The 23,611-nt window shown below is 63.5% G+C and carries 24 protein-coding genes; 14 read left to right on the top strand and 10 right to left on the bottom strand.

What is annotated here, in order from left to right:
- Positions 1-133 precede the first annotated feature (133 nt).
- Positions 134-2,140, top strand: a complete 2,007-nt coding sequence (locus ACM9ME_RS08985) for a coiled-coil domain-containing protein (RefSeq protein ID WP_415643126.1) — start codon at positions 134-136, stop codon at positions 2,138-2,140.
- Here the strand turns inward: ACM9ME_RS08985 and ACM9ME_RS08980 are convergent.
- The 6 genes from ACM9ME_RS08980 to ACM9ME_RS08955 all read right to left on the bottom strand — a co-directional run bounded on the left by ACM9ME_RS08980 (position 2,137) and on the right by ACM9ME_RS08955 (position 8,312).
- Entirely contained in the window at positions 2,137-2,523 is a 387-nt protein-coding gene (locus tag ACM9ME_RS08980; RefSeq protein ID WP_415643125.1) for a VOC family protein, read from the bottom strand. The two genes, ACM9ME_RS08985 and ACM9ME_RS08980, sit on opposite strands and share 4 nt — an antisense overlap.
- A 34-nt stretch (positions 2,524-2,557) precedes the next feature.
- A complete protein-coding gene (locus ACM9ME_RS08975) occupies positions 2,558-4,474 on the bottom strand; it encodes an acetyl/propionyl/methylcrotonyl-CoA carboxylase subunit alpha (protein ID WP_415643124.1) in 1,917 nt (638 codons plus the stop codon).
- On the bottom strand, positions 4,471-4,944 hold the full coding sequence (locus ACM9ME_RS08970; RefSeq protein WP_415643123.1) for a nuclear transport factor 2 family protein: 474 nt from the start codon (positions 4,942-4,944) through the stop codon (positions 4,471-4,473). The genes ACM9ME_RS08975 and ACM9ME_RS08970 overlap by 4 nt, the downstream gene beginning before the upstream one ends.
- Positions 4,941-5,435 carry an endonuclease domain-containing protein gene (locus ACM9ME_RS08965; protein WP_415643122.1) on the bottom strand — a complete coding sequence of 165 codons (495 nt, stop codon included), beginning with the start codon at positions 5,433-5,435 and terminating at the stop codon, positions 4,941-4,943. Before ACM9ME_RS08965 ends, ACM9ME_RS08970 begins: the two co-directional genes overlap by 4 nt.
- The gene (locus tag ACM9ME_RS08960) at positions 5,432-7,033 is read right to left on the bottom strand and encodes a carboxyl transferase domain-containing protein (RefSeq protein WP_415643121.1); all 1,602 of its coding nucleotides are present in this window, start codon (positions 7,031-7,033) and stop codon (positions 5,432-5,434) included. The genes ACM9ME_RS08965 and ACM9ME_RS08960 overlap by 4 nt, the downstream gene beginning before the upstream one ends.
- Positions 7,034-7,166: 133 nt before the next feature.
- The gene (locus tag ACM9ME_RS08955; RefSeq protein ID WP_415643120.1) at positions 7,167-8,312 is read right to left on the bottom strand and encodes an isovaleryl-CoA dehydrogenase; all 1,146 of its coding nucleotides are present in this window, start codon (positions 8,310-8,312) and stop codon (positions 7,167-7,169) included.
- A gap of 56 nt (positions 8,313-8,368) precedes the next feature.
- On the opposite strand from ACM9ME_RS08955, the gene ACM9ME_RS08950 reads away from it, so the two are divergent.
- From ACM9ME_RS08950 to mmsB, 8 genes are all read left to right on the top strand, one after another.
- Positions 8,369-9,529, top strand: coding sequence for an acyl-CoA dehydrogenase family protein (locus ACM9ME_RS08950; RefSeq protein WP_415643119.1), 1,161 nt, complete (start codon positions 8,369-8,371; stop codon positions 9,527-9,529).
- Between the two features lie 2 nt (positions 9,530-9,531).
- Positions 9,532-10,332 carry a crotonase/enoyl-CoA hydratase family protein gene (locus ACM9ME_RS08945; protein ID WP_415643118.1) on the top strand — a complete coding sequence of 267 codons (801 nt, stop codon included), beginning with the start codon at positions 9,532-9,534 and terminating at the stop codon, positions 10,330-10,332.
- A gap of 2 nt (positions 10,333-10,334) precedes the next feature.
- Positions 10,335-11,837: a CoA-acylating methylmalonate-semialdehyde dehydrogenase gene (locus ACM9ME_RS08940; RefSeq protein WP_415643117.1), complete on the top strand. Its 1,503-nt coding sequence runs from the start codon at positions 10,335-10,337 to the stop codon at positions 11,835-11,837.
- A 4-nt stretch (positions 11,838-11,841) separates the two neighbouring features.
- Complete coding sequence (locus ACM9ME_RS08935) at positions 11,842-12,987, top strand: acyl-CoA dehydrogenase family protein (protein WP_415643116.1); 1,146 nt, start codon at positions 11,842-11,844, stop codon at positions 12,985-12,987.
- On the top strand, positions 12,984-14,036 hold the full coding sequence (locus ACM9ME_RS08930) for an enoyl-CoA hydratase/isomerase family protein (protein ID WP_415643115.1): 1,053 nt from the start codon (positions 12,984-12,986) through the stop codon (positions 14,034-14,036). The genes ACM9ME_RS08935 and ACM9ME_RS08930 overlap by 4 nt, the downstream gene beginning before the upstream one ends.
- A 102-nt stretch (positions 14,037-14,138) precedes the next feature.
- Positions 14,139-14,915, top strand: coding sequence for an enoyl-CoA hydratase (locus ACM9ME_RS08925; protein ID WP_415643114.1), 777 nt, complete (start codon positions 14,139-14,141; stop codon positions 14,913-14,915).
- Positions 14,916-14,925: 10 nt separating this feature from the next.
- Entirely contained in the window at positions 14,926-15,273 is a 348-nt protein-coding gene (locus tag ACM9ME_RS08920; RefSeq protein ID WP_415643113.1) for a hypothetical protein, read from the top strand.
- A complete protein-coding gene (gene mmsB / locus ACM9ME_RS08915; protein ID WP_415643112.1) occupies positions 15,270-16,145 on the top strand; it encodes a 3-hydroxyisobutyrate dehydrogenase in 876 nt (291 codons plus the stop codon). The genes ACM9ME_RS08920 and mmsB overlap by 4 nt, the downstream gene beginning before the upstream one ends.
- Here the strand turns inward: mmsB and ACM9ME_RS08910 are convergent.
- Both ACM9ME_RS08910 and ACM9ME_RS08905 read right to left on the bottom strand, forming a co-directional pair.
- A complete protein-coding gene (locus ACM9ME_RS08910; RefSeq protein ID WP_415643111.1) occupies positions 16,126-16,605 on the bottom strand; it encodes a GNAT family N-acetyltransferase in 480 nt (159 codons plus the stop codon). The genes mmsB and ACM9ME_RS08910 overlap by 20 nt on opposite strands.
- Positions 16,602-17,513, bottom strand: coding sequence for a DMT family transporter (locus tag ACM9ME_RS08905; RefSeq protein ID WP_415643110.1), 912 nt, complete (start codon positions 17,511-17,513; stop codon positions 16,602-16,604). The genes ACM9ME_RS08910 and ACM9ME_RS08905 overlap by 4 nt, the downstream gene beginning before the upstream one ends.
- An 85-nt stretch (positions 17,514-17,598) precedes the next feature.
- Here ACM9ME_RS08905 and ACM9ME_RS08900 point away from each other — a divergent pair, with 85 nt between their 5' ends.
- The 5 genes from ACM9ME_RS08900 to ACM9ME_RS08880 all read left to right on the top strand — a co-directional run bounded on the left by ACM9ME_RS08900 (position 17,599) and on the right by ACM9ME_RS08880 (position 20,874).
- Positions 17,599-18,258: a hypothetical protein gene (locus tag ACM9ME_RS08900; protein WP_415643109.1), complete on the top strand. Its 660-nt coding sequence runs from the start codon at positions 17,599-17,601 to the stop codon at positions 18,256-18,258.
- A gap of 51 nt (positions 18,259-18,309) precedes the next feature.
- On the top strand, positions 18,310-19,818 hold the full coding sequence (locus ACM9ME_RS08895; protein ID WP_415643108.1) for a sensor histidine kinase: 1,509 nt from the start codon (positions 18,310-18,312) through the stop codon (positions 19,816-19,818).
- A gap of 19 nt (positions 19,819-19,837) precedes the next feature.
- Positions 19,838-20,203: a response regulator gene (locus ACM9ME_RS08890; protein ID WP_415643107.1), complete on the top strand. Its 366-nt coding sequence runs from the start codon at positions 19,838-19,840 to the stop codon at positions 20,201-20,203.
- Between the two features lie 96 nt (positions 20,204-20,299).
- Entirely contained in the window at positions 20,300-20,584 is a 285-nt protein-coding gene (locus ACM9ME_RS08885; protein ID WP_415643106.1) for a type II toxin-antitoxin system RelE/ParE family toxin, read from the top strand.
- The gene (locus ACM9ME_RS08880; protein WP_415643105.1) at positions 20,584-20,874 is read left to right on the top strand and encodes a HigA family addiction module antitoxin; all 291 of its coding nucleotides are present in this window, start codon (positions 20,584-20,586) and stop codon (positions 20,872-20,874) included. Before ACM9ME_RS08885 ends, ACM9ME_RS08880 begins: the two co-directional genes overlap by 1 nt.
- Positions 20,875-20,900: 26 nt before the next feature.
- Here the strand turns inward: ACM9ME_RS08880 and ACM9ME_RS08875 are convergent, their stop codons facing one another.
- Both ACM9ME_RS08875 and ACM9ME_RS08870 read right to left on the bottom strand, forming a co-directional pair.
- On the bottom strand, positions 20,901-22,703 hold the full coding sequence (locus ACM9ME_RS08875) for an ATP-dependent nuclease (protein ID WP_415643104.1): 1,803 nt from the start codon (positions 22,701-22,703) through the stop codon (positions 20,901-20,903).
- Positions 22,703-23,611, bottom strand: a 909-nt coding sequence (locus tag ACM9ME_RS08870) for a 3'-5' exonuclease (protein ID WP_415643103.1), incomplete at its 5' end; no start/stop codon positions are given. The genes ACM9ME_RS08870 and ACM9ME_RS08875, both read right to left, overlap by 1 nt.

Here is a 23,611-nt window from a genome sequence, read left to right as displayed (position 1 = left end):
AGCCGCCCGATTGGCCACTAGCGGCAAATTTGTCGAGCCGCCGCTTACGGCTGTGCGACGTTCGTGTTACGCCAGCGCCATGACGGGGGAAGCGAGAGTCGTCGGCCTGCACCGGCCTTTTGAGGAGGACGCGGTGGAGGCGTATGTCGAGCCGGGTTACGCACCCGAGGCGCCGACGCGCGACTGGCGCAGTCCGGCGTTGCTCGGCATTCTGGCGCTGGCGGGCGCGGCGTGGCTGGCGTTCGTCGCGCTGATGGTGCTGCCCGAATTGCGCGCGTCGCTTCCGCCCGCGAGCGGGGCGGCGGCGCTGACGGTGATCGCCTTGGTGCCGCTGTTGTTTTTCGCCGGGCTCTACGCCCTGTTCGCGCGCGGCAGCCGGGCGGAGGCTCGGCGGTTGCGGCTGATGATCCAGGCATTGCGCGGCGAGCAGGCCAATATGCAGGCGTCCATCGATGCCGCGACCGACCGCATCATCATCCAGCGCGCGCAGATCGAAGAAGGCGGCGCGGCGCTGGGCGCGACGGGCGAACGTGCGGCGACCGACATGCGCGCGATGAGCGAGACACTGCGCGGCGATCTCGATCTCCTCTCGCGCCATGCCAATGCGCTCAAGCAAGCTACCGCCGTGGCGCGCGCCGACATGGCGCTGCTGCTCGGCGACGTGCCCAAGGCGCATATCCAGACGCGCGAAATGGCGGCGGAAATCGATTTGGCAGCGCGCAGCGCGCTGGGCCATGCCGAAGCGCTGACTGCGCAAGTCGGCGCGCTGGCGACGCAAAGCCACGACGCCAAGGTGCTTGCGGAGACCAGCGCCGCGGCGCTGAGCGACGGCAATGCACGTGCGGCCGAGCAAGCTGTGCAGGCGCGCGAGGCGATTGCCGGCGCGACCGCCGCGTTGACCGAGGGGGTCGATGCGGCGCTCGACCGCGCGCACCAGGCGACCGAGGGCGTGCGGCTGGGCCTCGCGGCACAAGGCGCGGCGCTCGAGGCGTTTGTCGGTTCGGCCGAACAGGCGATTGCGCGCAGCGGCGAACAAGCCGGGGTGGCGGCGCAGGCGCGCATTGCCGAACTGGAAGACCGTGTCGCGGCCTTGGGTGCGCTGCTCGAAAGCCAGAGTGAGGCGACGCGCGGCGTCCTGACCGATCTTGCCGGGGCCTTAGGGGACGTCGACGCGCGACTCGGATCGTTCACCGGGCATGACGAGGTTCTGGGCCGTGCCGAGGCGCGGTTGCGCGCGCTCGATGCCGGTGCGCGCGATCTGGGCGAGGCGCTGCCGATGCTGCTCGACGGCGCGAGCCAGCGGCTGCATGCGGCGGGCGAGACGGCGAACGAGATCACCCCGCAAATCCGCGCCTTGGCGGGCGACGCCGAACGCGCCGCGGGTCATTTGGCGGGCCTCAGCGACAGCGGGCGCAGCGCCGCCGAATTGGGTGAGACCTTGGCGGCGGCGCTCGCGACCGCCGAAGCGCTGAGCCAACAGGCCGGCGGTCAATTGGTCGATGCGCTGTTGCGGGTGCGCGAAGTCGCGGCCAGCTCCGCCGACAAAGCGCGCGAAGCGATCACCAACGCGATTCCCGATGCCGTGGCGCGGCTCAGCGACGAGGCGCGACGCGCGCTCGCCGACGCGGTGGCGCACGAGGTCGAGGCGAGCGTCGGTGCGGTCGCGGCGGCAATCGAACGCGCGGTCGCGGTGTCGCAATCGGCCAGCGCCGGGATCAACCAGCAATTGCTGGCGCTCGACGAACGGGTCGCGGCGGCGGACGTGCGGCGCGATTTGTCGGCGCAGGTTGCGTTGCTCGTCGAGTCGCTCAATTCGACCGCGATCGACGTCGCCAAACTGCTGTCGACCGAGATCGCCGACACCGCATGGGACGCCTATCTGCGCGGCGATCGCGGGGTGTTTACGCGGCGCGCGGTACGGCTGTTGTCGGGCGGCGAGGCGCGCACGGTCGCGACCTATTATGGCGAAGACCCCGATTTCCGCGACGGGGTGAACCGCTACGTCCACGACTTCGAAGCGATGCTGCGCCAGGTGCTGTCGACGCGAGAGGGCCACGCGCTCGGCGTGACCCTCCTGTCGTCGGATATGGGCAAGCTGTACGTCGCGCTGGCCCAGGCGATCGAACGCCTGCGGGCTTAACGTCCGGGTGGCGCGAAGGCGCAAATCTTGTTGCCATCCGGATCGCGCAGATACGCGCCATAGGGTGATCCGGGAGCACCTTCACGCTTGCCCGGCTTTCCTTCGCATGAGCCGCCGTTGTCGAGGCCAGCCTGATGAAAGGCATCGACGTGCTGTGACGACGGCGCGATGAAGCCGATGGTGCCGCCATTGGCGTGCTGCTGCTCGCCTTCTGCCGGGGTGCCGACGCCGAATGCGCCGCCCTTGGTCATGTCGCCGTAAAAGTGACGGCCCGCACCGGGAGGCGACTGGCTGGGCCCGATGCCGAGTGCGCCGAGCACCTTGTCGTAGAAACTGCGGCTGCGTTCCGGATCCTTCGATCCGACCATGACGTGCGTGAACATCGAGTCTCTCCTCTGCAATGTTAGTTTCGAAACGCTACTGGTTCGGTTCGATCCGCGCAAGCATGGCATCGACTTGAACCTGCTCGCCCGCACTCGCATTGAGTTCGGCAACCACGCCGTCGAACGGCGCGGTGAGCGCGTGTTCCATCTTCATCGCTTCGAGGGTGAGGAGTTTCTGGCCCTTTGTCACAGCGTCGCCCGCCGCGACATCGACCGAGGTGACGCGGCCAGGCATGGGGGCGAGGATGGAGCCGTCTCCGCCTGTTGCGCCCGCAACTCCCGAAGTTCGTGGCGCGGCGAAGATGTGGGGCCAGCCGCGATCAACAATGATCGTGCCGTCGTCCGAGCGCCATAGTAGCGATCCGGCACCGGTGGCACGCGCACGTGCATCGCCTTGACGCAGTTCACCGTCAGCGAGCATCCAGACGTTGGTGTTGGCGGCGCGGTTGAGGCGAAACCCTAGCGCGTCACTCCAAGGGTCGCCCGATGCCTCTTCATCATGCCGGTCGAACGCGCCACGCGAACCGCCGCTGGCGAGAAAGACGCTGACTGCGGCCGTATCGAGCAGTGCATCGCTGATTGTCGCGCTTTCCAATAGCGCGTCGCCTTCGCGGGCGATGAAGCCCGTATCGATACGACCGGCAGCAAAGTCCGGGTGACGCAGCAACGCAGCCAAAAAGCCTGCATTGTTCCGCACAGGCCAAGTCAGCGTGTCATCGCAAGTAAAGGCCAGCCGCTCGATCGCTTCGTCCCGAGTCGCGCCCTTGGTCACAAGCTTGGCGATCATCGGATCGTAGAAAGGCGAAACTTCCGAGCCGCGATCCACACCTGTTTCTATTCGGGCAACCTGATCGTCGAGGTGCAGGTCCGTCAGCTTGCCGGTAGACGGAAGGAAGCCTCTTGCGGGATCCTCCGCATACAGGCGCGCTTCCATCGCCCAGCCGTTGATGCTGAGCTCATCCTGCTTGAGCGGAATGGCTTCGCCGGACGCCACGCGCAATTGCCATTCGACCAGATCGACGCCGGTAATCTCCTCGGTCACGGGATGTTCGACCTGCAGCCGCGTGTTCATTTCCATGAACCAGATGCGGTCGGCGCGGAGGCCTTCTGACGCATCGGCGATGAACTCGATCGTTCCCGCGCCGACATAATCGACCGCCTTGGCGGCGCGCACCGCTGCAGCGCACAGCTCTGCCCTCGTGCGTTCGTCCATGCCGGGGGCGGGGGCTTCCTCGATGACCTTTTGGTGGCGGCGCTGCAGGCTGCAGTCGCGTTCGAACAGGTGTACGACATTGCCATGCGTGTCGCCGAACACCTGCACTTCGATGTGGCGCGGCGAGAGGATGTATTTCTCGATCAGCACGCGGTCGTCGCCGAAGGAGGAGGCGGCTTCGCGTTTGCAGCTTTCGAGCGCGTCGAGGAAGGCGGTGCCGTCATCGACGCGGCGCATGCCCTTGCCGCCGCCGCCCGCGACCGCCTTGATCAGCACGGGATAGCCGATGGTGTCGGCCTCAGCTTTCAGCCGCGCGGGCGCTTGGTCCGCACCGAGATAGCCGGGCGTGACGGGGACGCCCGCGGCGATCATCCGTTCCTTGGCGGCGTCCTTCAGGCCCATCGCGGTGATGCTGGCGGGGGCGGGGCCGACCCAGATCAGCCCGGCGTCGATCACCGCCTGCGCAAAGCCGGCATTTTCGCTGAGGAAACCATAGCCCGGGTGAATCGCCTCCGCCCCGGTCTGCTTTGCCGCCGCGATGATCTTCTCGCCGACCAGATAGCTTTCGCGCGCGGGCGACGCGCCGATATGCACCGCCTCGTCCGCCTGACGCACGTGCAGCGCCTTGGCATCGGCATCCGAATAAACCGCGACGGTGCGAATACCCATCGCCCGGGCGGTTCGCATGATACGGCAGGCGATCTCCCCGCGATTGGCGATGAGCAGCGACTTGATCATTGCGGCGCGCAGCCCGTCGTGCGGTGCGAATAGGTGATGTTGAGGATCTTCCATGCGCCGCCGCTGCGGACCAGGTCGAAATGGTCGTAGCCGCAATGCGACAGCGTGCCGTCGGCGGTGACGGTATACGGCGCCCAGACCATGGCGACATCCTCGTCGATCTCGATCGCGGGAGTGCCGAGCGTTTCGACGATGCGCGGGCCGCCGGGTTTGATCACGGCGGCGAAATCGGCCCAGCGCAAGGTTTTGTGGCTATGCGAGCCATCGGCTTCGACGCGCGCGGCGGTGATCGAACCCTCGGGCAACGTCACCGCGAGCATCGCCGCGCCGTCTTTGTGGGTCAGCGCATCGAGCAGCGTCGTGATCGGCGCCATCACCGCGCCCTCGGCGGTTTCCGGCGGGGGGAGGGCAGTGCCCTTCACGATGGGCGCGATGGGCGTGACGGCGAGGGCGATTGAGATTAGGATCATGCTGGTTCCAATACCTCCCCGGCACGGGGAGGGGGACCGCGACGCGTAGCGTCGTGGTGGAGGGGTTGGCGTTCGTCACACGCATGGACGATGCCACGGATGATGTTGTCGAGATCCCGGAGCACTTCGCGGGCGGGGATCCGAAGGACGGCGAAACCGCGCGACTGCAGATAGGCGTCGCGATGCTCATCTCTAACCGGCCGATCACCGTGATCGTGCGACTGGCCGTCGATCTCAATCGCAAGGCGGCGATCGAGGCAAACGAAATCGAGGATGAGTTCGCTCAGGGGGTGTTGCCGCCTAAACTTGTGATCGCCCGGACGCTTTCGCAGTTCGCGCCAGACGAGCACTTCCGGGAGGTTGCCCGAGCGTCTCTCGCGTTTGGCAATTTGCCGGGCGGTGGCGCTCGCGTTGAGAACCCCTCCACCACGCGGCGTTGCCGCGCGGTCCCCCTCCCCGTACCGGGGAGGTATTGGCTCTGCCCCGCTCACATCCGGAACACGCCGAAGCGTGCTCCCTCGTCTATCGGCGCGTTAAGCGTTGCGGCGAAGGCCAGGCCCAACACATCGCGCGTCTGCGCGGGGTCGATGATGCCGTCGTCCCACAGGCGGGCGGTGGCGTAATAGGGGTTGCCTTCGTCCTCGTACTTCTGGCGGACGGGGGCCTTGAACGCTTCGGCTTCCTCCGGCGTCCATTTGTCCGCGTCGCGGTGGACTGTCGCCAGAACCGATGCCGCCTGTTCGCCGCCCATCACGCTGATCCGCGCATTGGGCCAGCTGAAGAGGAACCGCGGCGAATAGGCCCGGCCCGCCATGCCGTAATTGCCCGCGCCGAAACTGCCGCCGATCAGCACGGTGATTTTGGGCACGCTGGCGGTGGCGACGGCGGTGACGAGTTTGGCGCCGTGCTTGGCGATGCCTTCGGCTTCGTATTTACCGCCGACCATGAAGCCGGAGATATTCTGGAGGAAGAGGAGCGGGATTTTGCGTTGCTGCGCGAGTTCGATGAAGTGCGCGCCCTTCACCGCGCTTTCGCTGAACAGCACGCCGTTGTTCGCAAGGATCGCGACGGGGATGCCCCAGATATGCGCGAAACCGCAGACGAGGCTGCTGCCATAGAGCGCCTTGAATTCGTGGAATTCGGACCCGTCGACGATGCGCGCGATGATTTCGTGAACGTCATACGGCGCGCGGACATCCTCGGGGATGATGCCGTACAGCTCTTTGGCGTCGTATTTGGGCTCGCGCGGTTCCTTGAGCGCGGCGTCGAAACCCGTGGACTCACCGAAGGTCGAAACGATGTCGCGGACGATGCTCAGCGCATGTTCGTCGTTTTCGGCAAGGTGATCGACCACGCCCGATTTGCGTGCGTGCAGATCGCCGCCGCCCAGATCCTCGGACGAAATCTCCTCGCCCGTCGCCGCCTTCACCAACGGTGGCCCTGCGAGGAAAATCGTGCCCTGGCCGCGGACGATGATACTCTCGTCGGACATCGCCGGGACGTAAGCGCCGCCGGCGGTGCAACTGCCCATGACGCAGGCGATCTGCGGGATGCCCTTCGCGCTCATGTTCGCCTGATTGAAGAAGATGCGGCCGAAATGGTCGCGGTCGGGGAAGACTTCGGACTGGTGCGGCAGGTTCGCGCCGCCGCTGTCGACGAGGTAGATGCAGGGCAGACGGTTTTCGGTGGCGATTTCCTGCGCGCGGAGATGCTTTTTGACGGTCAGGGGGTAGTAAGTGCCGCCCTTCACCGTCGCGTCGTTGCACACGATCATGCACTGGCGGCCCGACACACGGCCGATGCCCGCGATCATGCCCGCGCCGGGCACCTCGTCATCGTATAGGCCGTTCGCGACCAATTGCCCGATCTCGAGGAACGGCGATCCGGGATCGAGTACGCGTTCGACGCGGTCGCGGGGGAGGAGCTTGCCGCGTGACGTGTGCCGTTCGCGCGATTTCTCGTTGCCGCCCAGTGCCGCCTTGCCGACGCGGGCGCGCAGTTCGTCACGCAGCGCGCGATTATGTGCCGAGCGCGCGCGGAATTCGTCGCTGTCGGTGTTGATCTTGGTGTCGAGAACGGGCGCGCTCACAGACCCCACTCCCGCTTGCGGGAGGGGGCGACTCGGCGNANCCGAGCGGGGGTGGGGAGTGCACGACTCTCCCCACCCTGGCGCTGCGCGCCTGTCCCTCCCGCAAGCGGGAGGGACGCCTTGAGCACACCCATCATGCCGCCCCGATCAGTTCGCGGCCGATCAACATGCGGCGGATCTCGTTGGTGCCGGCGCCGATGTCGAGCAGCTTGGCATCGCGGTAATAGCGTTCGACCGGCCAGTCCTTGGTATAGCCTGCGCCGCCGAGCGCCTGGATCGCCTCGTTGGCGACCTTTACCGCGCTCTCGCTCGCCAGCAGGATCGCACCCGCCGCGTCGAAGCGCGTGGTCTTGCCCGCGTCGCAATTCCTGGCGACCTGATAGACATAGGCGCGGGCAGAATTGAGCGCGACATACATGTCGGCGACCTTGGCCTGCATCAGCTGGAAGCTGCCGATCGGTTTGCCGAATTGCTTGCGCTCACGGACATAGGGCAGGACGGTGTCGAGACACGCCTGCATGATGCCCAGCTGGATGCCGGAAAGGACCGTGCGCTCGTAATCCAAGCCGGACATCAGGATGCCGACGCCGCCATTTTCGGGGCCCATGACGTTTTCCGCCGGAACCTCGCAATCGTCGAACACCAGCTCGGCGGTGGGCGATCCGCGCATGCCCATCTTGTCGAGTTTCTGGCCGATCGAGAAACCGGCCATGTCTTTTTCGATCAGGAAGGTGGTGATGCCGCGCGAACCATCACCCGTCTTGGCATAGACGACCAGCGTGTCGGCATATTCGGCATTGGTGATCCAGAATTTTGTGCCGTTCAAAACATAGCCGTTATCGGTCTTTTCGGCGCGCAATTTCATCGAAACCACGTCGCTGCCTGCGCCCGATTCGCTCATCGCCAGGCTGCCGACATGTTCGCCCGAGATCAGCTTGGGCAGGTATTTGGCCTTCTGCTCGGGGTTGGCCCAGCGGCTGATCTGGTTGACGCAAAGGTTCGAATGCGCGCCGTAGCTGAGGCCCACCGAGGCCGAGGCGCGCGCGATTTCTTCCTGCGCGACGACATGCTCCAGATAGCCGAGACCGAGACCGCCATCGTCTTCGGACACGGTAATGCCGTGGAGTCCGAGCGCACCCATTTCGGGCCACAATTCGATCGGAAACCGGTCGTTGCGATCGATTTCGGCCGCAATGGGCGCAATGCGGTCCGCGGCGAAGCGGGCAGTGGTGTCGCGGATCGTGTCCGCCATCTCACCCAGTTGAAAGTCGAAGTCCATGCGGGTGCCCTAGGCCCAAGGTTGAGCGGCGCGCAACACCGGCCTAGGAGGCCTTTGTGCAGCTAACCGAAGACCAGCAATCGATCCGCGACAGCGTCGCGCGGGTCTGTGCCGCCTATGACGACGAGTATTGGCGGCGGACCGACGAGACGGGCGTGTTCCCGCAGGCGTTCGTCGACGACATGGCGGCGGGCGGCTGGCTGGGCATCGCCATGCCCGAGGAGGCCGGCGGTGCCGGGCTGGGGCTGACCGAAGCGGCGCTGATGATGCAGACGGTCACCGAATCGGGCGCGGGGTTCACCGGCGCGTCGGCGATACACCTCAACATTTTCGGGCTGATGCCGCTCGTCAAATTCGGCACCGAGGCGCAGCGCATGGAATTGTTGCCGCGCGCGATTTCGGGGGAGGACTCGGCGTGTTTCGGCGTAACCGAGCCGAATTCGGGGCTGGATACCGCCAGCCTCGAAACCCGCGCCGAAAAATCGGGCAACGGCTATGTCATCAACGGGCGCAAGATCTGGACGACCAATGCCCAGCGCGCGAACAAGATTTTGCTCATCGCGCGGACCACGCCCAAGGATCAATGCGCCAAGCCGCATCAGGGGCTGAGCCTGTTCTACACTGACTTGGATCGCCAATATGTCGATGCGCAGCCGATCCCGAAAATGGGGCGCAAGGCGGTCGAGTGTAACACCCTGTTCATCGACAATCTGCCGGTGCCGGCGGACGATCTGGTGGGTGAGGAAGGCAAGGGATTTCAGTATCTGCTGCACGGGTTGAACCCGGAGCGCGTGCTGTTCGGTGCGGAAGCAGTAGGCCTTGGTCGCGCGGCGCTGCGCAAGGCGACCCAATATGCCAAGGAACGCGTCGTGTTCGGGCGGCCGATCGGGCAGAATCAGGGAATTCAGCACCCGCTGGCGCGCGCTTTCATGGAATTGGAAGCAGCCAACCTGATGGTGTTCGAAGGCGCGCGTGCCTTCGACGCCGGGGAGGATGCGGGCGCGTCCGCCAATGCCGCCAAATACCTCGGCGCCGAAGCTGGCTTCTCTGCCTGCGAAACCGCGATGCTGACGCATGGCGGCATGGGTTATGCCAAGGAATATGATGTCGAGCGTTACCTGCGCGAAGCGATGATCGCGCGCATCGCCCCCGTCAGCCGCGAAATGATCTTCAACTATGTCGCCGAGCGCGTGCTCGGCCTGCCGAAGAGTTACTGAACATGACCGACCTGATCCTGCAGCAGCGCGATGGCGCGATCCTGACGTTGACGCTCAACGAGCCCGAGCGGCGCAACCCGATTTCGGACATCGCGACGGTCGATGCGCTGATCGCGGCGGTCGAAGCGGCGGACGCGGATATCGAGGTGCGCTGTGTCATCCTGACCGGCGCGGGCAGCGCGTTTTCGAGCGGTGGCGACCTCAAGAAGATGGTCCCGGGCGGCGGCCTGCGCGACGAACGGCCGGTTCAGACGCGGCGCAATTACAAGACGGGTATCCAGCGCATCCCGCTGGCATTCCAGGCGCTGGAAGTGCCGGTGGTGTGCGCGATCAATGGCCCGGCGATCGGCGCGGGCCTCGACCTGACCACGATGTGCGACATTCGCGTTGCCGCCGAGAGCGCGCGTTTTGCCGAGAGCTTCGTGAAGCTGGGGATCATTCCGGGGGATGGCGGCGCATGGCTGCTGCCGCGGATTATCGGTTTCCCGATGGCGTGCGAACTCGCGCTCACGGGCCGCACGATCGATGCTGGCGAGGCGCTCCGGATCGGGTTGGTCACGCATGTCGTCAGCGACGGAATGTTGATGGCTAAGGCGCACGAGATTGCAGCGGAGATCGCCGCCAACCCGCCTCACGCAACGCGCATGGCCAAGCGCCTGCTGCGCGAAGGGCAGACCGCGACGCTCCCCAACATCCTCGACATGTCGGCGGCGATGCAGGCGCTGGCTCATGCCACCGCCGACAATGACGAGGCGATCAAGGCGTTCCTCGAACGCCGCACCCCCAATTTTACGGGACAATGACCATGCGACAGATCGACCATTTTATTTCTGGCGGCACTGGCGGCACTGGCGGCGCGGCTTCGCGACATGGCGACGTGTTCGACCCGAACTCCGGACAGATTCAGGCGCGGGTCGGCCTGGGCGATGCGGCGACTTTGGATCGCGCCGTCGCGGCGGCACAGGCGGCGCAGCCGGGCTGGGCGGCGACCAATCCGCAGCGCCGGGCGCGCGTGATGTTCAACTTCAAGGCGCTGGTCGAGGCGAACATGCAGTCGCTGGCCGAACTGCTGTCGTCGGAGCACGGCAAGGTCGTTGCCGACTCAAAGGGCGATATTCAGCGCGGGCTCGACGTCATCGAATTCGCCTGCGGCGTGCCGCATCTCCTGAAGGGCGAATATACGCCGGGCGCGGGGCCGGGCATTGACATCTATTCGCTGCGCACGCCCTTGGGCATCGGCGCGGGGATCACCCCGTTCAACTTCCCGGGCATGATCCCGATGTGGATGTTCGGCGTGGCGATCGCGGCGGGCAATGCCTTCATTCTGAAGCCGAGCGAGCGTGATCCGTCCGTGCCGGTGCGGCTGGCCGAACTGATGCTCGAAGCGGGTGCGCCCGAGGGCATTCTGCAGGTCGTCCACGGCGACAAGGAAATGGTCGACGCCATCCTCGATCATCCGGCGATTGCGGCGGTCAGCTTCGTCGGCTCGTCGGACATCGCGCAGTACGTCTATTCGCGCGGTGTCGCCGCCGGCAAACGCGTGCAGGCGATGGGCGGGGCCAAGAACCACGGCATCGTCATGCCCGACGCGGATCTCGATCAAGTCGTCAACGATCTGGCCGGGGCGGCGTTCGGATCGGCGGGAGAGCGTTGCATGGCGCTGCCGGTGGTTGTGCCGGTGACTGACAAGACCGCCAATGAACTACGTGAGGCGATGATCCCAGCCATGAACGCGCTGCGCATCGGTACCTCGACCGATCCCGACGCGCATTATGGTCCGGTGGTCAACGCCGCGCACAAGCAGCGCGTCGAGAACTGGATCCAGACCGGCGTCGACGAAGGTGCCGAACTTGTGATCGACGGTCGCGGCTTCAAGCTGCAGGGGCATGAGGAGGGCTTCTTCATTGGCCCGACGCTGTTCGATCATGTCACGCCGCAGATGGAAAGCTACAAGGAAGAGATTTTCGGCCCCGTGCTACAGATCGTCCGCGCCGCCGATTTCGAACACGCGCTCAAACTCGCCAGCGATCACCAATATGGCAATGGCGTGGCGATATTCACGCGCAACGGCCACGCCGCGCGCGAATTCGCCGCGCGGGTCAATGTCGGCATGGTCGGCATCAACGTGCCGATCCCGGTGCCCGTCGCCTATCACAGCTTTGGCGGGTGGAAGCGTTCGGCGTTCGGCGACCACAATCAGCACGGCATGGAAGGCGTTCGCTTCTGGACCAAGGTCAAAACGGTGACCCAGCGCTGGCCCGATGGCGGCGCGGGCGACTCAGCGTTCATCATCCCGACGATGGGGTGAGCCGATGAGCAATCAATTCGACCTGACCGACGACCAGCGCGAGATTCAGGATCTGGCGCGGAAATTTACCGCCGACCGCATCACGCCGTTCGCGGCGGAGTGGGACGAGACCAACCATTATCCGGTCGATGTGTGGAAGGCGTCGGGCGAGCTGGGTTTCGGTGCGATCTATGTGTCCGAGGAATCGGGCGGGATCGGGCTGGGGCGGCTCGAGGCCGCGCTGATCATGGAGGCGATGGCTTATGGCTGCCCCGCGACCAGCGCGTATATCTCGATTCACAACATGGCGACGTGGATGATCGACCGGTTCGGCGGGCAGGAGATCAAGGACCGTTTCCTTCCCGACTTGGTCAGCATGGACAAGATCGCCAGCTATTGCCTGACCGAGCCGGGCTCGGGATCGGACGCCGCGGCGCTCAAGACGACCGCGCGCCTGGACGGCGATCACTACGTCCTCAACGGCACCAAGCAGTTCATTTCGGGTGCCGGCTATAACGACATTTACGTCTGCATGGTTCGCACCAGCGACGACCGGTCGAAAGGCATTTCGTGCCTGGTGATCGAAAAGGACACGCCCGGCCTGTCGTTCGGCGCGCCGGAGAAAAAGCTCGGCTGGAATGCCAGCCCGACCGCGCAGGTGATTTTCGAGGATTGCCGCGTGCCGGTCGAAAACCGTGTCGGTGCGGAGGGCGATGGCTTCCGCTTTGCGATGGCCGGGCTCGATGGCGGGCGGTTGAATATCGGCGCGTGTTCGCTAGGCGGGGCGCAGCGTTGCCTCGACGAAGCGATCAAATACACCAAGGAGCGGCATCAATTCGGCCAGCCGGTGGCGGAGTTTCAGAACACGCAATTCATGCTGGCGGACATGGCGACGGACCTAGAGGCCTCGCGCGCCTTGCTCTATCTGGCGGCGGCGAAGGTGACTGCCAACGCGCCCGACAAATCGCGTTTCTCGGCGATGGCCAAGCGGCTGGCGACCGACAATGGCTCGGCGATCGTCAACGACGCGCTGCAGCTGTTCGGCGGCTACGGTTACCTCAAGGATTATCCGATCGAACGCTTCTGGCGCGACCTGCGCGTGCATTCGATTTTGGAGGGCACCAATCAGGTGATGCGGTTGATTGTCGGCCGAGATTTGTTGCGGCAGTGACCGACGAAATTCTCGCCCGCATCGACGGAGCCGTCGGCCATTTGTCGCTCAACCGGCCCAAGGCGCTGCACGCCCTGACGCTCGACATGGTCTATGCGATGACCGCCGCGCTGGTCGCGTGGCGGGACGACGACGCGGTTGGCGCGGTGGTGATCGACCATGCCGAGGGACGAGGGTTTTGCGCGGGGGGAGATATCGCGTTCCTGCGCAATTCGGCACTCAACGATGGGGGCGTGTCGGGGCGCAAATTCTTTCACGACGAATATCGCCTCAACCATTTGCTGTTCACTTATCTAAAGCCCGTGGTCGCGTTCATGGACGGGATCACGATGGGCGGCGGCGTCGGTATTTCGCAACCGGCGCGCTACCGCGTAGCGACCGAGAACACGCGGCTGGCGATGCCCGAAACGGGCATCGGCTTGTTCCCCGATGTCGGCGGCGGCTGGTATCTGTCGCGATTGCCGGGTCATGTCGGGAAGTTTCTCGCGCTCACCGGGGCTAGGCTAGATGGCGCTGAATGCCTGTATCTCGGCCTTGCCACGCATTATCTGCTCAGCGACCGGATAGCGGATGTTCGCGACTGGATTGCCGAACGGCCGCATGAGATCGCGCTGATCCTCGACGGATCGTCGGACGTACCCGATGAAACGAAGATCATCGGAAATCTCGACCGTATCAACACCTTGTTCGCGCCTGATCGGCTTGAAGACATTATCGCCGCGCTTGAAGCGGATGCGAGTGATTGGGCGCACAAGGAACTCACCACATTGCGCACCAAATCGCCACAGACGATGAAGGTCGCGCTGCGCCAATTGGCGACGAGCCGGACGCTGCACGATTTCGCCGACAATCTGGCGATGGAGTATCGCATCGCATCGCGCGTGCTGACCCGCCCCGATTTTACGGAAGGGGTGCGCGCAGTCATCGTCGACAAGGACAATGCGCCCGTCTGGAACCCGGCAACACCCGAAGGCGTGACGGACGCGTTGCTCGACGCGATCTTCGCCCCGCTGCCTGAGGGCGAAGAATGGGCGCCGCTCCCGGCTTGACCCGCCTCGTCACCCCGGCGAAAGCCGGGGTCCACCTATCCGCGAGAGCCGCTCATCCGGCACCGTGGATCCCGGCTTTCGCCGGGATGACGGAGAGACATTGTGGCTGAATACGAAACCATCCTGGTCGAACGACGCGATGCCGTGACGCTCGTCACGCTCAATCGGCCGCAGGCGTTGAATGCGCTTAATTCGCAAGTGCTCGCCGATCTGATCGCCGCGTTTGCCGCATATGACGCGGACGACAGCCAGCGCTGCCTGGTCCTCACCGGCAGCGAAAAGGCATTCGCCGCGGGTGCGGACATCAAGGAAATGTCGGGCCAAGGCTTTGCCGAGATGTACGGCAGCAATTTCTTCGGCGGCTGGGAAAAGGTGACTGCGACACGCAAGCCGTGGATCGCTGCGGTTGCCGGCTATGCGCTGGGCGGCGGGTGTGAAGTCGCGATGATGGCCGACTTCATCCTCGCGGCGGACAGCGCCAAGTTCGGCCAGCCGGAAATCAAGCTGGGCGTGACCCCGGGCATGGGCGGATCACAGCGCCTCGCCCGCGCGGTGGGTAAATCCAAGGCGATGGAGATGTGCCTGACCGGGCGGATGATGGACGCGGCGGAAGCCGAAAGCGCGGGTCTGGTCGCGCGCGTCGTGCCCGCCGCCGGGCTGATCGACGAAGCGATGAAGGTCGCTGCCGCCATCGCTGCGATGGCGCCCCTTGCCGCTATCGCCAACAAGGAAATGGTCAACGCCGCGTTCGAAACCACGCTGGCGCAAGGCGTGACGTTCGAACGCCGCCTGTTCCACGGCCTGTTCGGCACCGAGGATCAGAAAGAGGGCATGGCCGCATTCGTCGAGAAGCGGCCGGGGAAGTGGACGGGTAAATAGGGAGGCACGAATGGCCTGGTTTCGGGTGTTCATGATCGCATTGTTCGTCGGGATTTCCGCCTACACCGTGCCGGTCGTGGCGCGCGAAGGGATCTACCTGTTTCCCGCTTATTTCGGCGAGATCGCGGCGCATCGCTGGCCTGGGCAGTTCATCGTCGATTTCACCTGTTGCCTGGCGTTATTCGCCATGTGGACGGCGTGGCGTAACCAATTTTCGGCGCTCGGCATTTTGCTCGCCCTCGGAGCGCTGTTCCTCGGCTCGCCGTTCATGGCCGCTTATTTGTTGTACCTGAGTTTCGTGCATCGTGGCGATGTCGTTGCGATGCTGACCGGCGCAAACCATAGGACGACCGCATGACCAGCATCGGTTTCATCGGCCTTGGCCATATGGGCGGCGGGATGGCCGCGAATTTGGCGGCGAAAGGCTTTGCCGTTCGCGCGTTCGATTTGAGCGAGGAGGCTTTGGCCAAGGCAGTCGCGGCGGGGTGTTCGCGCGCGGCGAGTGCGGCTGACGCTGCCGATGACGCGGAGGCGGTGGTGACGATGCTGCCCGCAGGCAAGCATGTCCGCGAGGTTTATGAGAGCGCGTTGCTCGAAGCGCCGCGAGGTACTTTGCTGCTCGACTGTTCGACCATCGACGTGGCGACGGCCAAGGAAGTCGCGCAGATGGCGACAGATCGGGGGTTGCTTGCCGTCGATGCACCGGTGTCGGGCGGGATCACGGCGGCCAGTGCGGGGACGCTGACGTTCATGGTCGGCGGATCGGACGAGGCATTTGCGCGGGCGCAGCCGATCCTCGCGGCGATGGGCAAGGCGGTAATCCATGCCGGCGCCAACGGCGCGGGGCAGGCGGCGAAGGTCTGCAACAACATGATCCTCGGCGCGGAAATGATTGCGACGTGCGAGGCGTTTGCGCTGGCGGAGAAATTGGGTCTGGAGGCGGACAAGTTCTTTGACATCGCCAGCGTGTCTTCGGGGCAGAGCTGGTCGCTGACCAGCTATTGCCCCATGCCCGGTGTCGGGCCGGAGACACCCGCGGATCGCGATTATCAGGGCGGTTTCGCGACTGCGCTGATGCTCAAGGATCTCAATTTGAGCCAGGAAGCGGCGGCTTCGGTCGGCGCCGACACGCCGATGGGTGCGCGGGCGCGCGAATTGTATCAGGCGTTCGCCGATGCCGGAAATGGCGGGCTCGATTTCTCCGCGATCATCAAGACGCTGCGAGGCTAGCGAGCGCGTCTCCGTCGAGGCGGAACACGGTCCATTCGTTCATCGGCTGCGCGCCGATCGATTTGTAGAAGCCGATGGCGGGATCGTTCCAATCGAGCACCGACCATTCGAACCGCGCGCAACCGCGTGTCGTGGCGATTTTTGCCAAAGCGACAAGCAACGCTTTGCCTGCGCCGCTCCCCCGCGCGTCGGGCGTGATGTACAAATCTTCGAGGTAGAGGCCGCGCCGCCCGGTCCAGGTCGAGAAATTGTGGAAGAACAAGGCAAAACCGATGGGTTGGCCGTCCATATCCGCGATCAGCGCCTCGGCTGCCGGGTCTGGCCCGAACAGCGCTTGCGCCAGCATCACCTCGGTCGCCACGACCGCTTCGGGGTCACGCTCATAATCGGCGAGATCGCGCACGAATCGGAGGATCGTCGCCGCATCGGGCTCGATTGCGGGGCGGACGGAAATGCTCATGCGCCGACCTCGACTTTGATCAAATCGGCCCGTCGCCCGTAAGCCGCGAACAGGCAGCCCGCGACGATCAGCACCGCGCCGATCAGCGTCGTGACCGTCACCGCTTCGGCGTAAAACACCGCCCCCCACAGCGACAGCCAGACGAATGCGGTATATTCGACGGGCACCAGAGCTTGCGCCTCCGCGCGGGCATAAGCCCAGCTGAGCAGGAACAGCGACACGACGGTCAATGCCGCGCCCGCGACAACGAGCGGCCACTGGTCGCCATGCGGTATCGCGACGCTCGAAGGCAGTGCGAACCACACGAAGGGCAAGGCGATGAGCAGCCAACCACCCGAAATCGCATTCTGGAAAAACGCCACTTCGATCGCGCGTGCGACCTGCGCCTGCTGCCGCATCAGGATGAGGTTCCAGGCGTAGAGCACCGCTGAAAACAGGATCGCCGCGACGCCGTCGAGATGCCGGTCCGTCCCGTCGCCCAACCGCGCCACGAGCATCACCGCCACCCCCGCCAACCCCAACAGCGAGGCAATGATGCTCTCGCGTCCGACCGTCTCGCCGAGCAACAGCCGCGCGAGAAACAAGGCGATGATCGGCGCGATGAAGCTCAGCGCAATCGCTTCCGCCATCGGCAGTCGCGCCAGGCCGTAAAACCACGTCGTCGCCATGACCGCGCCGGCACAGCCGCGCATCAGGTGAAAGCGCATCGCTGCGCGTCCGGGCCAGGGCTGGCGCTCACGGAAGTAGAATATACCCGCCATGACCGCCGCCATACCCTGCCGCCACAGGATCGCGGCGTAGGCGCCCAGTTCGATCGACAGCCGCTTCATCGTCGTGTCCATCAGCGCGAACGTCGCGATGCCCAGGCACGCGACGGCAAAGGGGATGGCGGAGCTGGCGCGCGTCATGTCATTCGCTCGACGCGATCCGGCGCGCCGGGTCAAGCACTAGCCCTGTGCAGTCGCACCGCCTAACCTCGCGTTTATGGGGTTCATGGGTCTGCTCAAGTCGCTCGACGATTTGTTGTACGAGGTCATGTCGTGGTTGATCTTCTGGCCGCTGACCCTGTGGCGCGCGGTGCGGCATCCGTTGGCGATGATGCGTTACGCCGATGACGAGTTGAATGACGCGCCCGAGGATCAATATCAGGCGGCGCTCAGCCCGCCGCTGTTCCTGCTGCTGTCATTGGTCATTGCTCACATCCTTGAAATCGCCCTCGTCGGAGACAGCCCGTTGCTCGCGTCGCGGGTGGGTCTCTCCGGCTTTATCAGCAACGACACCGATCTTCTCGCTGCGCGGATGGCGATGTTTTCGGTCTTTCCGTTGCTCATGGCTGTGCGCGCCTTGCGGTCGATGAACCGGCCCGTGACGCGCGACACGCTGCGCCAGCCATTTTACGCGCAATGCTATGCCGCGACGCCGATGGCCCTGTGGGCAAGCGTTGCGGGCACGCTGCTGCGGATGAACGTCGTCGGCCTGCAGATTGCCGGCGTGGCATCATTCTTGGTCAGCATCATCTGGTTCGTGTCAGTCGAAACCGCGTGGTTCCGCCGCATCCATCATCAGTCCTATGGGCGCGCGCTGGGGAATGCCGTGCGCGCCTATATCGAAGCGGCGAGCATCGTCGCGGTGGCGGGGACGACGCTCGCCTAACCGCAAGCCTCTGCCCTTGATTGCCGCACGAAACTCGGCGAAGCGCGGCGCATGGCGGGCGTGCAATCGACGGTAGAAGATGCCAGGCGGCTGCACGCGCTGGAGCAGTATGAACTGCTCGACACGCCGGGTGAGGCGGTGTTCGACGATATTGTCGCCGCCGCCACCGCGTTATGCGCGACACCGATCGGACTGGTCAGCCTGGTCGATGACCGCCGCCAATGGTTCAAGGCGCGCGCCGGAATCGATTTCGACAGTACGCCGGTCGATCAGGCGGTCTGTGCGCACGCCATCACGGCGCGCGAAACCTTCATCATCCCCGACCTGACGCGCGATCCGCGTACCGCCGCCAACCCGTTGGTGACGGGCGAAGGCGGCATCCGCTTTTATGCCGGGGTGCCGCTGATCGATGTGGCTGGTCACGCGTTGGGGACGTTGTGCGTGATCGATATCGTGGCGCGGCCCGAAGGGCTGAACACGGCGCAGCGGCGCGGGCTGGAGGCGCTGGGCCGGTCGGTGATGGCGATGATCGAACTGCGCCGCCATGCGCGCATTCGCGACGATGCGGTAGCAGTCGAGCGGCGGCTGGGCGACCTGATCAATGAGCAAAATGCCCGCACGCAATCGGCGCAGGAAGCCGGTCGGATCGGCACGTTCGATTTCGATCTGGGCAGCGATATCGTCCGCGTCTCCCCTGAATTCTGCCGCATCTATGGGGTGCGCGTGGCGGACGAACACGATCGCGCGGCGCTCGAAAAGCTGCTGGTGGCGGAGGACCGGGCGGCCATCGCGGCGGCGCGGCGCAAGCCCGCCCCCGGACCGCAGGACACCCTTTACCGCATCGTCCGCCCCGATACCGGTGCGCTGCGCTGGATCGAGCGGCGCGGGACGTATGAATTCGACGCAGCGGGACGGGCGACGACCTTTATCGGCACAATCGAGGACGTCACCGAACGCGTCGAGGCCGAACAACAACAGCGACTGGTCAATCAGGAGATCGGCCACCGCCTGAAGAACGCGCTGTCGGTGGCACAGGCCATCGCGACCCAGACGCTGCGCCGTGTCGCGGATCCGGCCGTCGTCGAAGTCCTCGAACAACGGCTTTACGCGCTCGGCGCGGCCCACGACATCCTGATGCGCGGCAATTGGCATGATGCGCCGATTGACCAGATCATCGAATCGGTGATCAACGCGGCGGCGCAGGATGGGCGCATCGTCCCCGCCGGCCCGCCCGTCGTCACCGGATCCAAGGCCGCCTTGTCGATGTCGCTGTTGCTTCATGAACTGACCACCAATGCGATCAAATATGGCGCGCTGTCGGTGCCCGAAGGGCGCGTCGACGTGACGTGGCGGATCGAGGGCGAAGACGATGCGGCCGTGCTGATGCTCGACTGGATCGAGCATGGCGGGCCGCCCGCGCAGAGCCCTACGACCAAGGGATTTGGCTCACGCCTGATTAATCTGGGGCTGGCCGGAACGGGCGGGACCACGCTTCGTTACTCTGACACTGGCCTGTCTGCCCATTTCCGAACGCCGATGAAAATCATCGTGCGCCAATGATCGAAAGCGTATTCACCCGATGACCGACGGCCGCAGGTCTGTCCTCATCGTCGAAGACGAACCGATCGTCCGCATGTCGGCGTGCGACATGATGGAGGATGCGGGATATGACGCAATCGAAGCCGCCGATGCGGACGAAGCGATCGCCCTGCTCGAAAGCCGCGACGACATCGCGCTGGTGTTCACCGACGTTGAAATGCCTGGCAGCATCAACGGCGCAGCACTGGCGGCGCAGGTCCATGACCGCTGGCCACCGATCCGCGTCATCGTCACGTCGGGCAACGCGACCGACCTAGATCTGCACCTCCCGCCCCACGCCGAGTTCATCGCCAAGCCGTATCGCGGGTCGCAAATCTCGGCGATGATGGCGCGAATGGCGGGGTAAATCCGGCAAAGGTGACAAAGGTGACGCACCACAGCGGAGAGTTCAATGTGTAAAGTTACACTTGACACATCACCATCAGGTTGATTATTTGACGCCGTGGAATTCGGCAGTTTTCGGCACAAGGCGCTTCGCCAGTTCGCGGAGACCGGAAGGTCCAAAGGGTTGCCGGGGAACCTCGTTGATCGGCTGCGCAAGATGCTCGCTTATCTGGATTTGATCGAAGACGCCGAGGAGTTGCGCGTGCCGCCCAATTACGGCGCGCATGAATTGACGGGCGATCGGCGCGGCATCTGGTCGCTGACGGTGACGAAGAATTGGCGAATGACGTTCCGTATCGACGGTGACGTGATCGAAGATGTGGATTTGGAGGATTATCACTGATGGCGATCAAGCTTCATTCGAGTTTCGCGGTTCACCCCGGCGAATGGCTGCGGACCGAGGTGGTCGAACCGCACGGCATGAGCGTGACCGGTGCGGCGGAACGCCTCCACGTGTCGCGTCAGGCGATGAGTGGATTGCTCAATGGCCGCGCGGCGCTGTCTGCGGACATGGCGGTGCGGTTCGAGCAGGCGTTCGGCGTGCGGGCGGAGACGATGCTCAGGATGCAGGTGGCGCATGATCTGGTGGCAGCGCGGGCGAGGGTGAGTGAGGTGGTGAGGGCGGGAGCTTAGTTCACTCGCAGCGCATGGCCCAACATCTATTTAGCTGCAGCAAAGAGGTCTAACTTCTCGATCAGATCTACCATCTCTTGAGGCACTTCATCACGTCTCATTGCATCAACAATACTGTTAGGCGTAACATTAACATTGTACTTATCTTGAAGCACCCGATTAACTTCACTTAACGCGTCCTTACCGGGTATCATAGCAAATATATTGGCGTTACTATTCCAGCTTGCTTCAATTTCGTCTAGAATCTCTTGATTTAGAGTTGATTCGTGGACCGTCCCACCCTTCGCGCGTTCGTAAGTGCGTCGATCGGCAATTCGTTGCCCCGTGACGTAGTTTCGTCGTGCAGATGCATATGAAACCAGCGCCGATTCAGCAATTGGAATGTATTCGAGTTTAGTTCCACTACGTCGAGCACGATCTGCAACCCGCCCGACAGCCGCACGATCGATCGCGTCTGGGACCAGGCAAAAGTTCTCCAGCTCTTTGCCATCATGGATAACGGCAAAGTCACAAAACTCTTTGCACGCTACAGTGATCTCTTTGCACTCCTCTGATGATCGATAGTCGCGGTCCAATATGGCGGCGGCTGCAATCTGGACGCCCAAAGTCGTTTCCATTCCTCGCTTAAGCGTCCGAATTCGATCAGGGTTGAAGCCCTCGACCGGAACAACAGCAAAGTCTGAGCGGTTTGCTAAACGTTCCTTACCCAGTTTACGTGCAAAGCGGGAAAGTAGTTGAAAATCTAGACCCTCAACAAAAATAACACGACGTGTTTTCGCAAGTTGCGTTAGAACAGGATTGACGGTCGAACCTAGTATTCTGAACACCGATTCCAGCTGTCCGGCATTCTTTAGTCGAGAAGCTCGAGCCTTCTGCTTATCCACAACGACTATTTCGTCAGTCTCAGCTTCCGTCACAATCTCGGTTGAGTGTGTAGCCAAGATGACATCAGGCCCTAGCTCCCGCAGAATGTTCAGAATCTGACGTTGCAGATCGGAGTGAAGATAGATGTCAGGTTCGTCGATGAGAAACATCGATACCCGGCGAGATTGCAAAAGATGCGTTAACATCTGACACCAGACCTGAAACCCAAAACCAGCCCAGAAAATTTCACGTGGCATTCGGTTTTCAGGGCACCACATGTGGAGAACCGCCCGCTCGTGCGATGAGTCGATTTCCGGAGGCGTGACGTCCATCCCAGGCCAAGTACGTTTGACGAGAGCGCGAAACTCGTCAAACTCTTCAGGGAAATGATACCAGATATTCCTGAAGTTCCGCGCCGCACCATAGTTGCTCAAGGCTCGTCGTGCGGCTTCCTTCTCATATAATCTTTCTCGGTGTTCGACAGGTCCTAAGATCGGCACGAAACCAATCTGACAACGAAAATGCCGCTTGAAGTCAGATGGCGTTGAGCATGACTTCCCCTGTGCATCAGGAATGAGATAGCAAGTCTCTCTTTCTGGAAAGTATAACAGTAATGAATTGCCCGACGAAAGCTCGAACTTTACCCAAGCTGCTTCACCATCGTTGTAATTATAAAACAAGTTCTCTTCAGCGACCGATATCGAAGTTAAATCAACGCTATAACCACGCACCGGTCCATCAGGTCCGTGCAAAAACTCTGCCTTTCTTGTGGTTGAGCGCCTAAAAGCTGCAGCAAGAATCCGGAACGCAATTAGAACGGTTGACTTTCCAGCGTTGTTAGGCCCGACTAGGACGTTGAAGTTTCTCAAGTTTATGGAAAATCTTGAAAACGCTTTGAATCGGTAGAACTCTACCGCGACGAAATGATCTAACTCCTGCTCCACACCCCCTCCATCGGCTATCATTATACACTCACAAAACTATCTAACACCCGCTTCCGCCCGGCCACCTCAAAATCGATCTCCAGCTTATTCCCCTCAATCTCCGCGATCACGCCGTAGCCGAATTTCTGGTGGAACACGCGCTGGCCCAGTGCCACGTCGTCGCGGCCCTTATTTCCTAAACTCACCGCGCTCTGCCTCGGTTCGACCATGCGTTGGGGAGTCGTCGTGAAATTGCCGCTGGCGGCGCGCCCCCAGCCGGGGCCGCGGCCTTCGCCGCGTTGGATGTTGGCGAAGGGATCGGCGCGTTCGGACCAGTTGGCGCGCCACAGGCTTTCGCCGCCGGCCATGCTGGTTTCGGTTTCGATATTGGCGGGGGGCAGTTCGGCGACGAAGCGGCTGGGAATGGAGCTGGTCCATTGGCCGTAGATGCGGCGGTTGGCGGCGTGGAGGATGGTCGCTTCGACGCGGGCGCGGGTGATGGCGACGTACGCCAGGCGGCGTTCCTCCTCGAGGCTGGCGGTGCCGCCTTCGTCCAATGAGCGTTGCGAGGGGAACACGCCTTCTTCCCAGCCGGCGAGGAACACCTTGTCGAATTCCAGCCCCTTGGCGGCGTGGATGGTCATGATCGTGACCTTGGGCTCCTCCGACCGCGCGTCATTGTCCATGACCAATGAGACGTGTTCGAGGAACGTCTGGAGCGTTTCATACTCCTCCATCGCGCGGGCGAGTTCGGTGAGGTTTTCGAGGCGGCCGGCGGCCTCGGCGGTCTTGTCCGCCTGGAGCATCGCGGTGTAGCCGGATTCGTCGAGGATGATGCGGGTTAGGTCGGCGTGGGTTGTCTCTCCGCTGCGGCTCCCCCCTCCGCTCGCCCCCGGCGAGTCGCTCCCCCCGGTGGGGGGAGACAAATAAAAGTCCCCTCCCTCGGGGAG

Source organism: Sphingomonas antarctica, from assembly GCF_965137005.1.
Taxonomy (GTDB): domain Bacteria; phylum Pseudomonadota; class Alphaproteobacteria; order Sphingomonadales; family Sphingomonadaceae; genus Sphingomonas_O; species Sphingomonas_O antarctica.
Note: the sequence above shows the minus strand (reverse complement) of the source record. Positions and strands in the feature narration are given on the sequence as shown.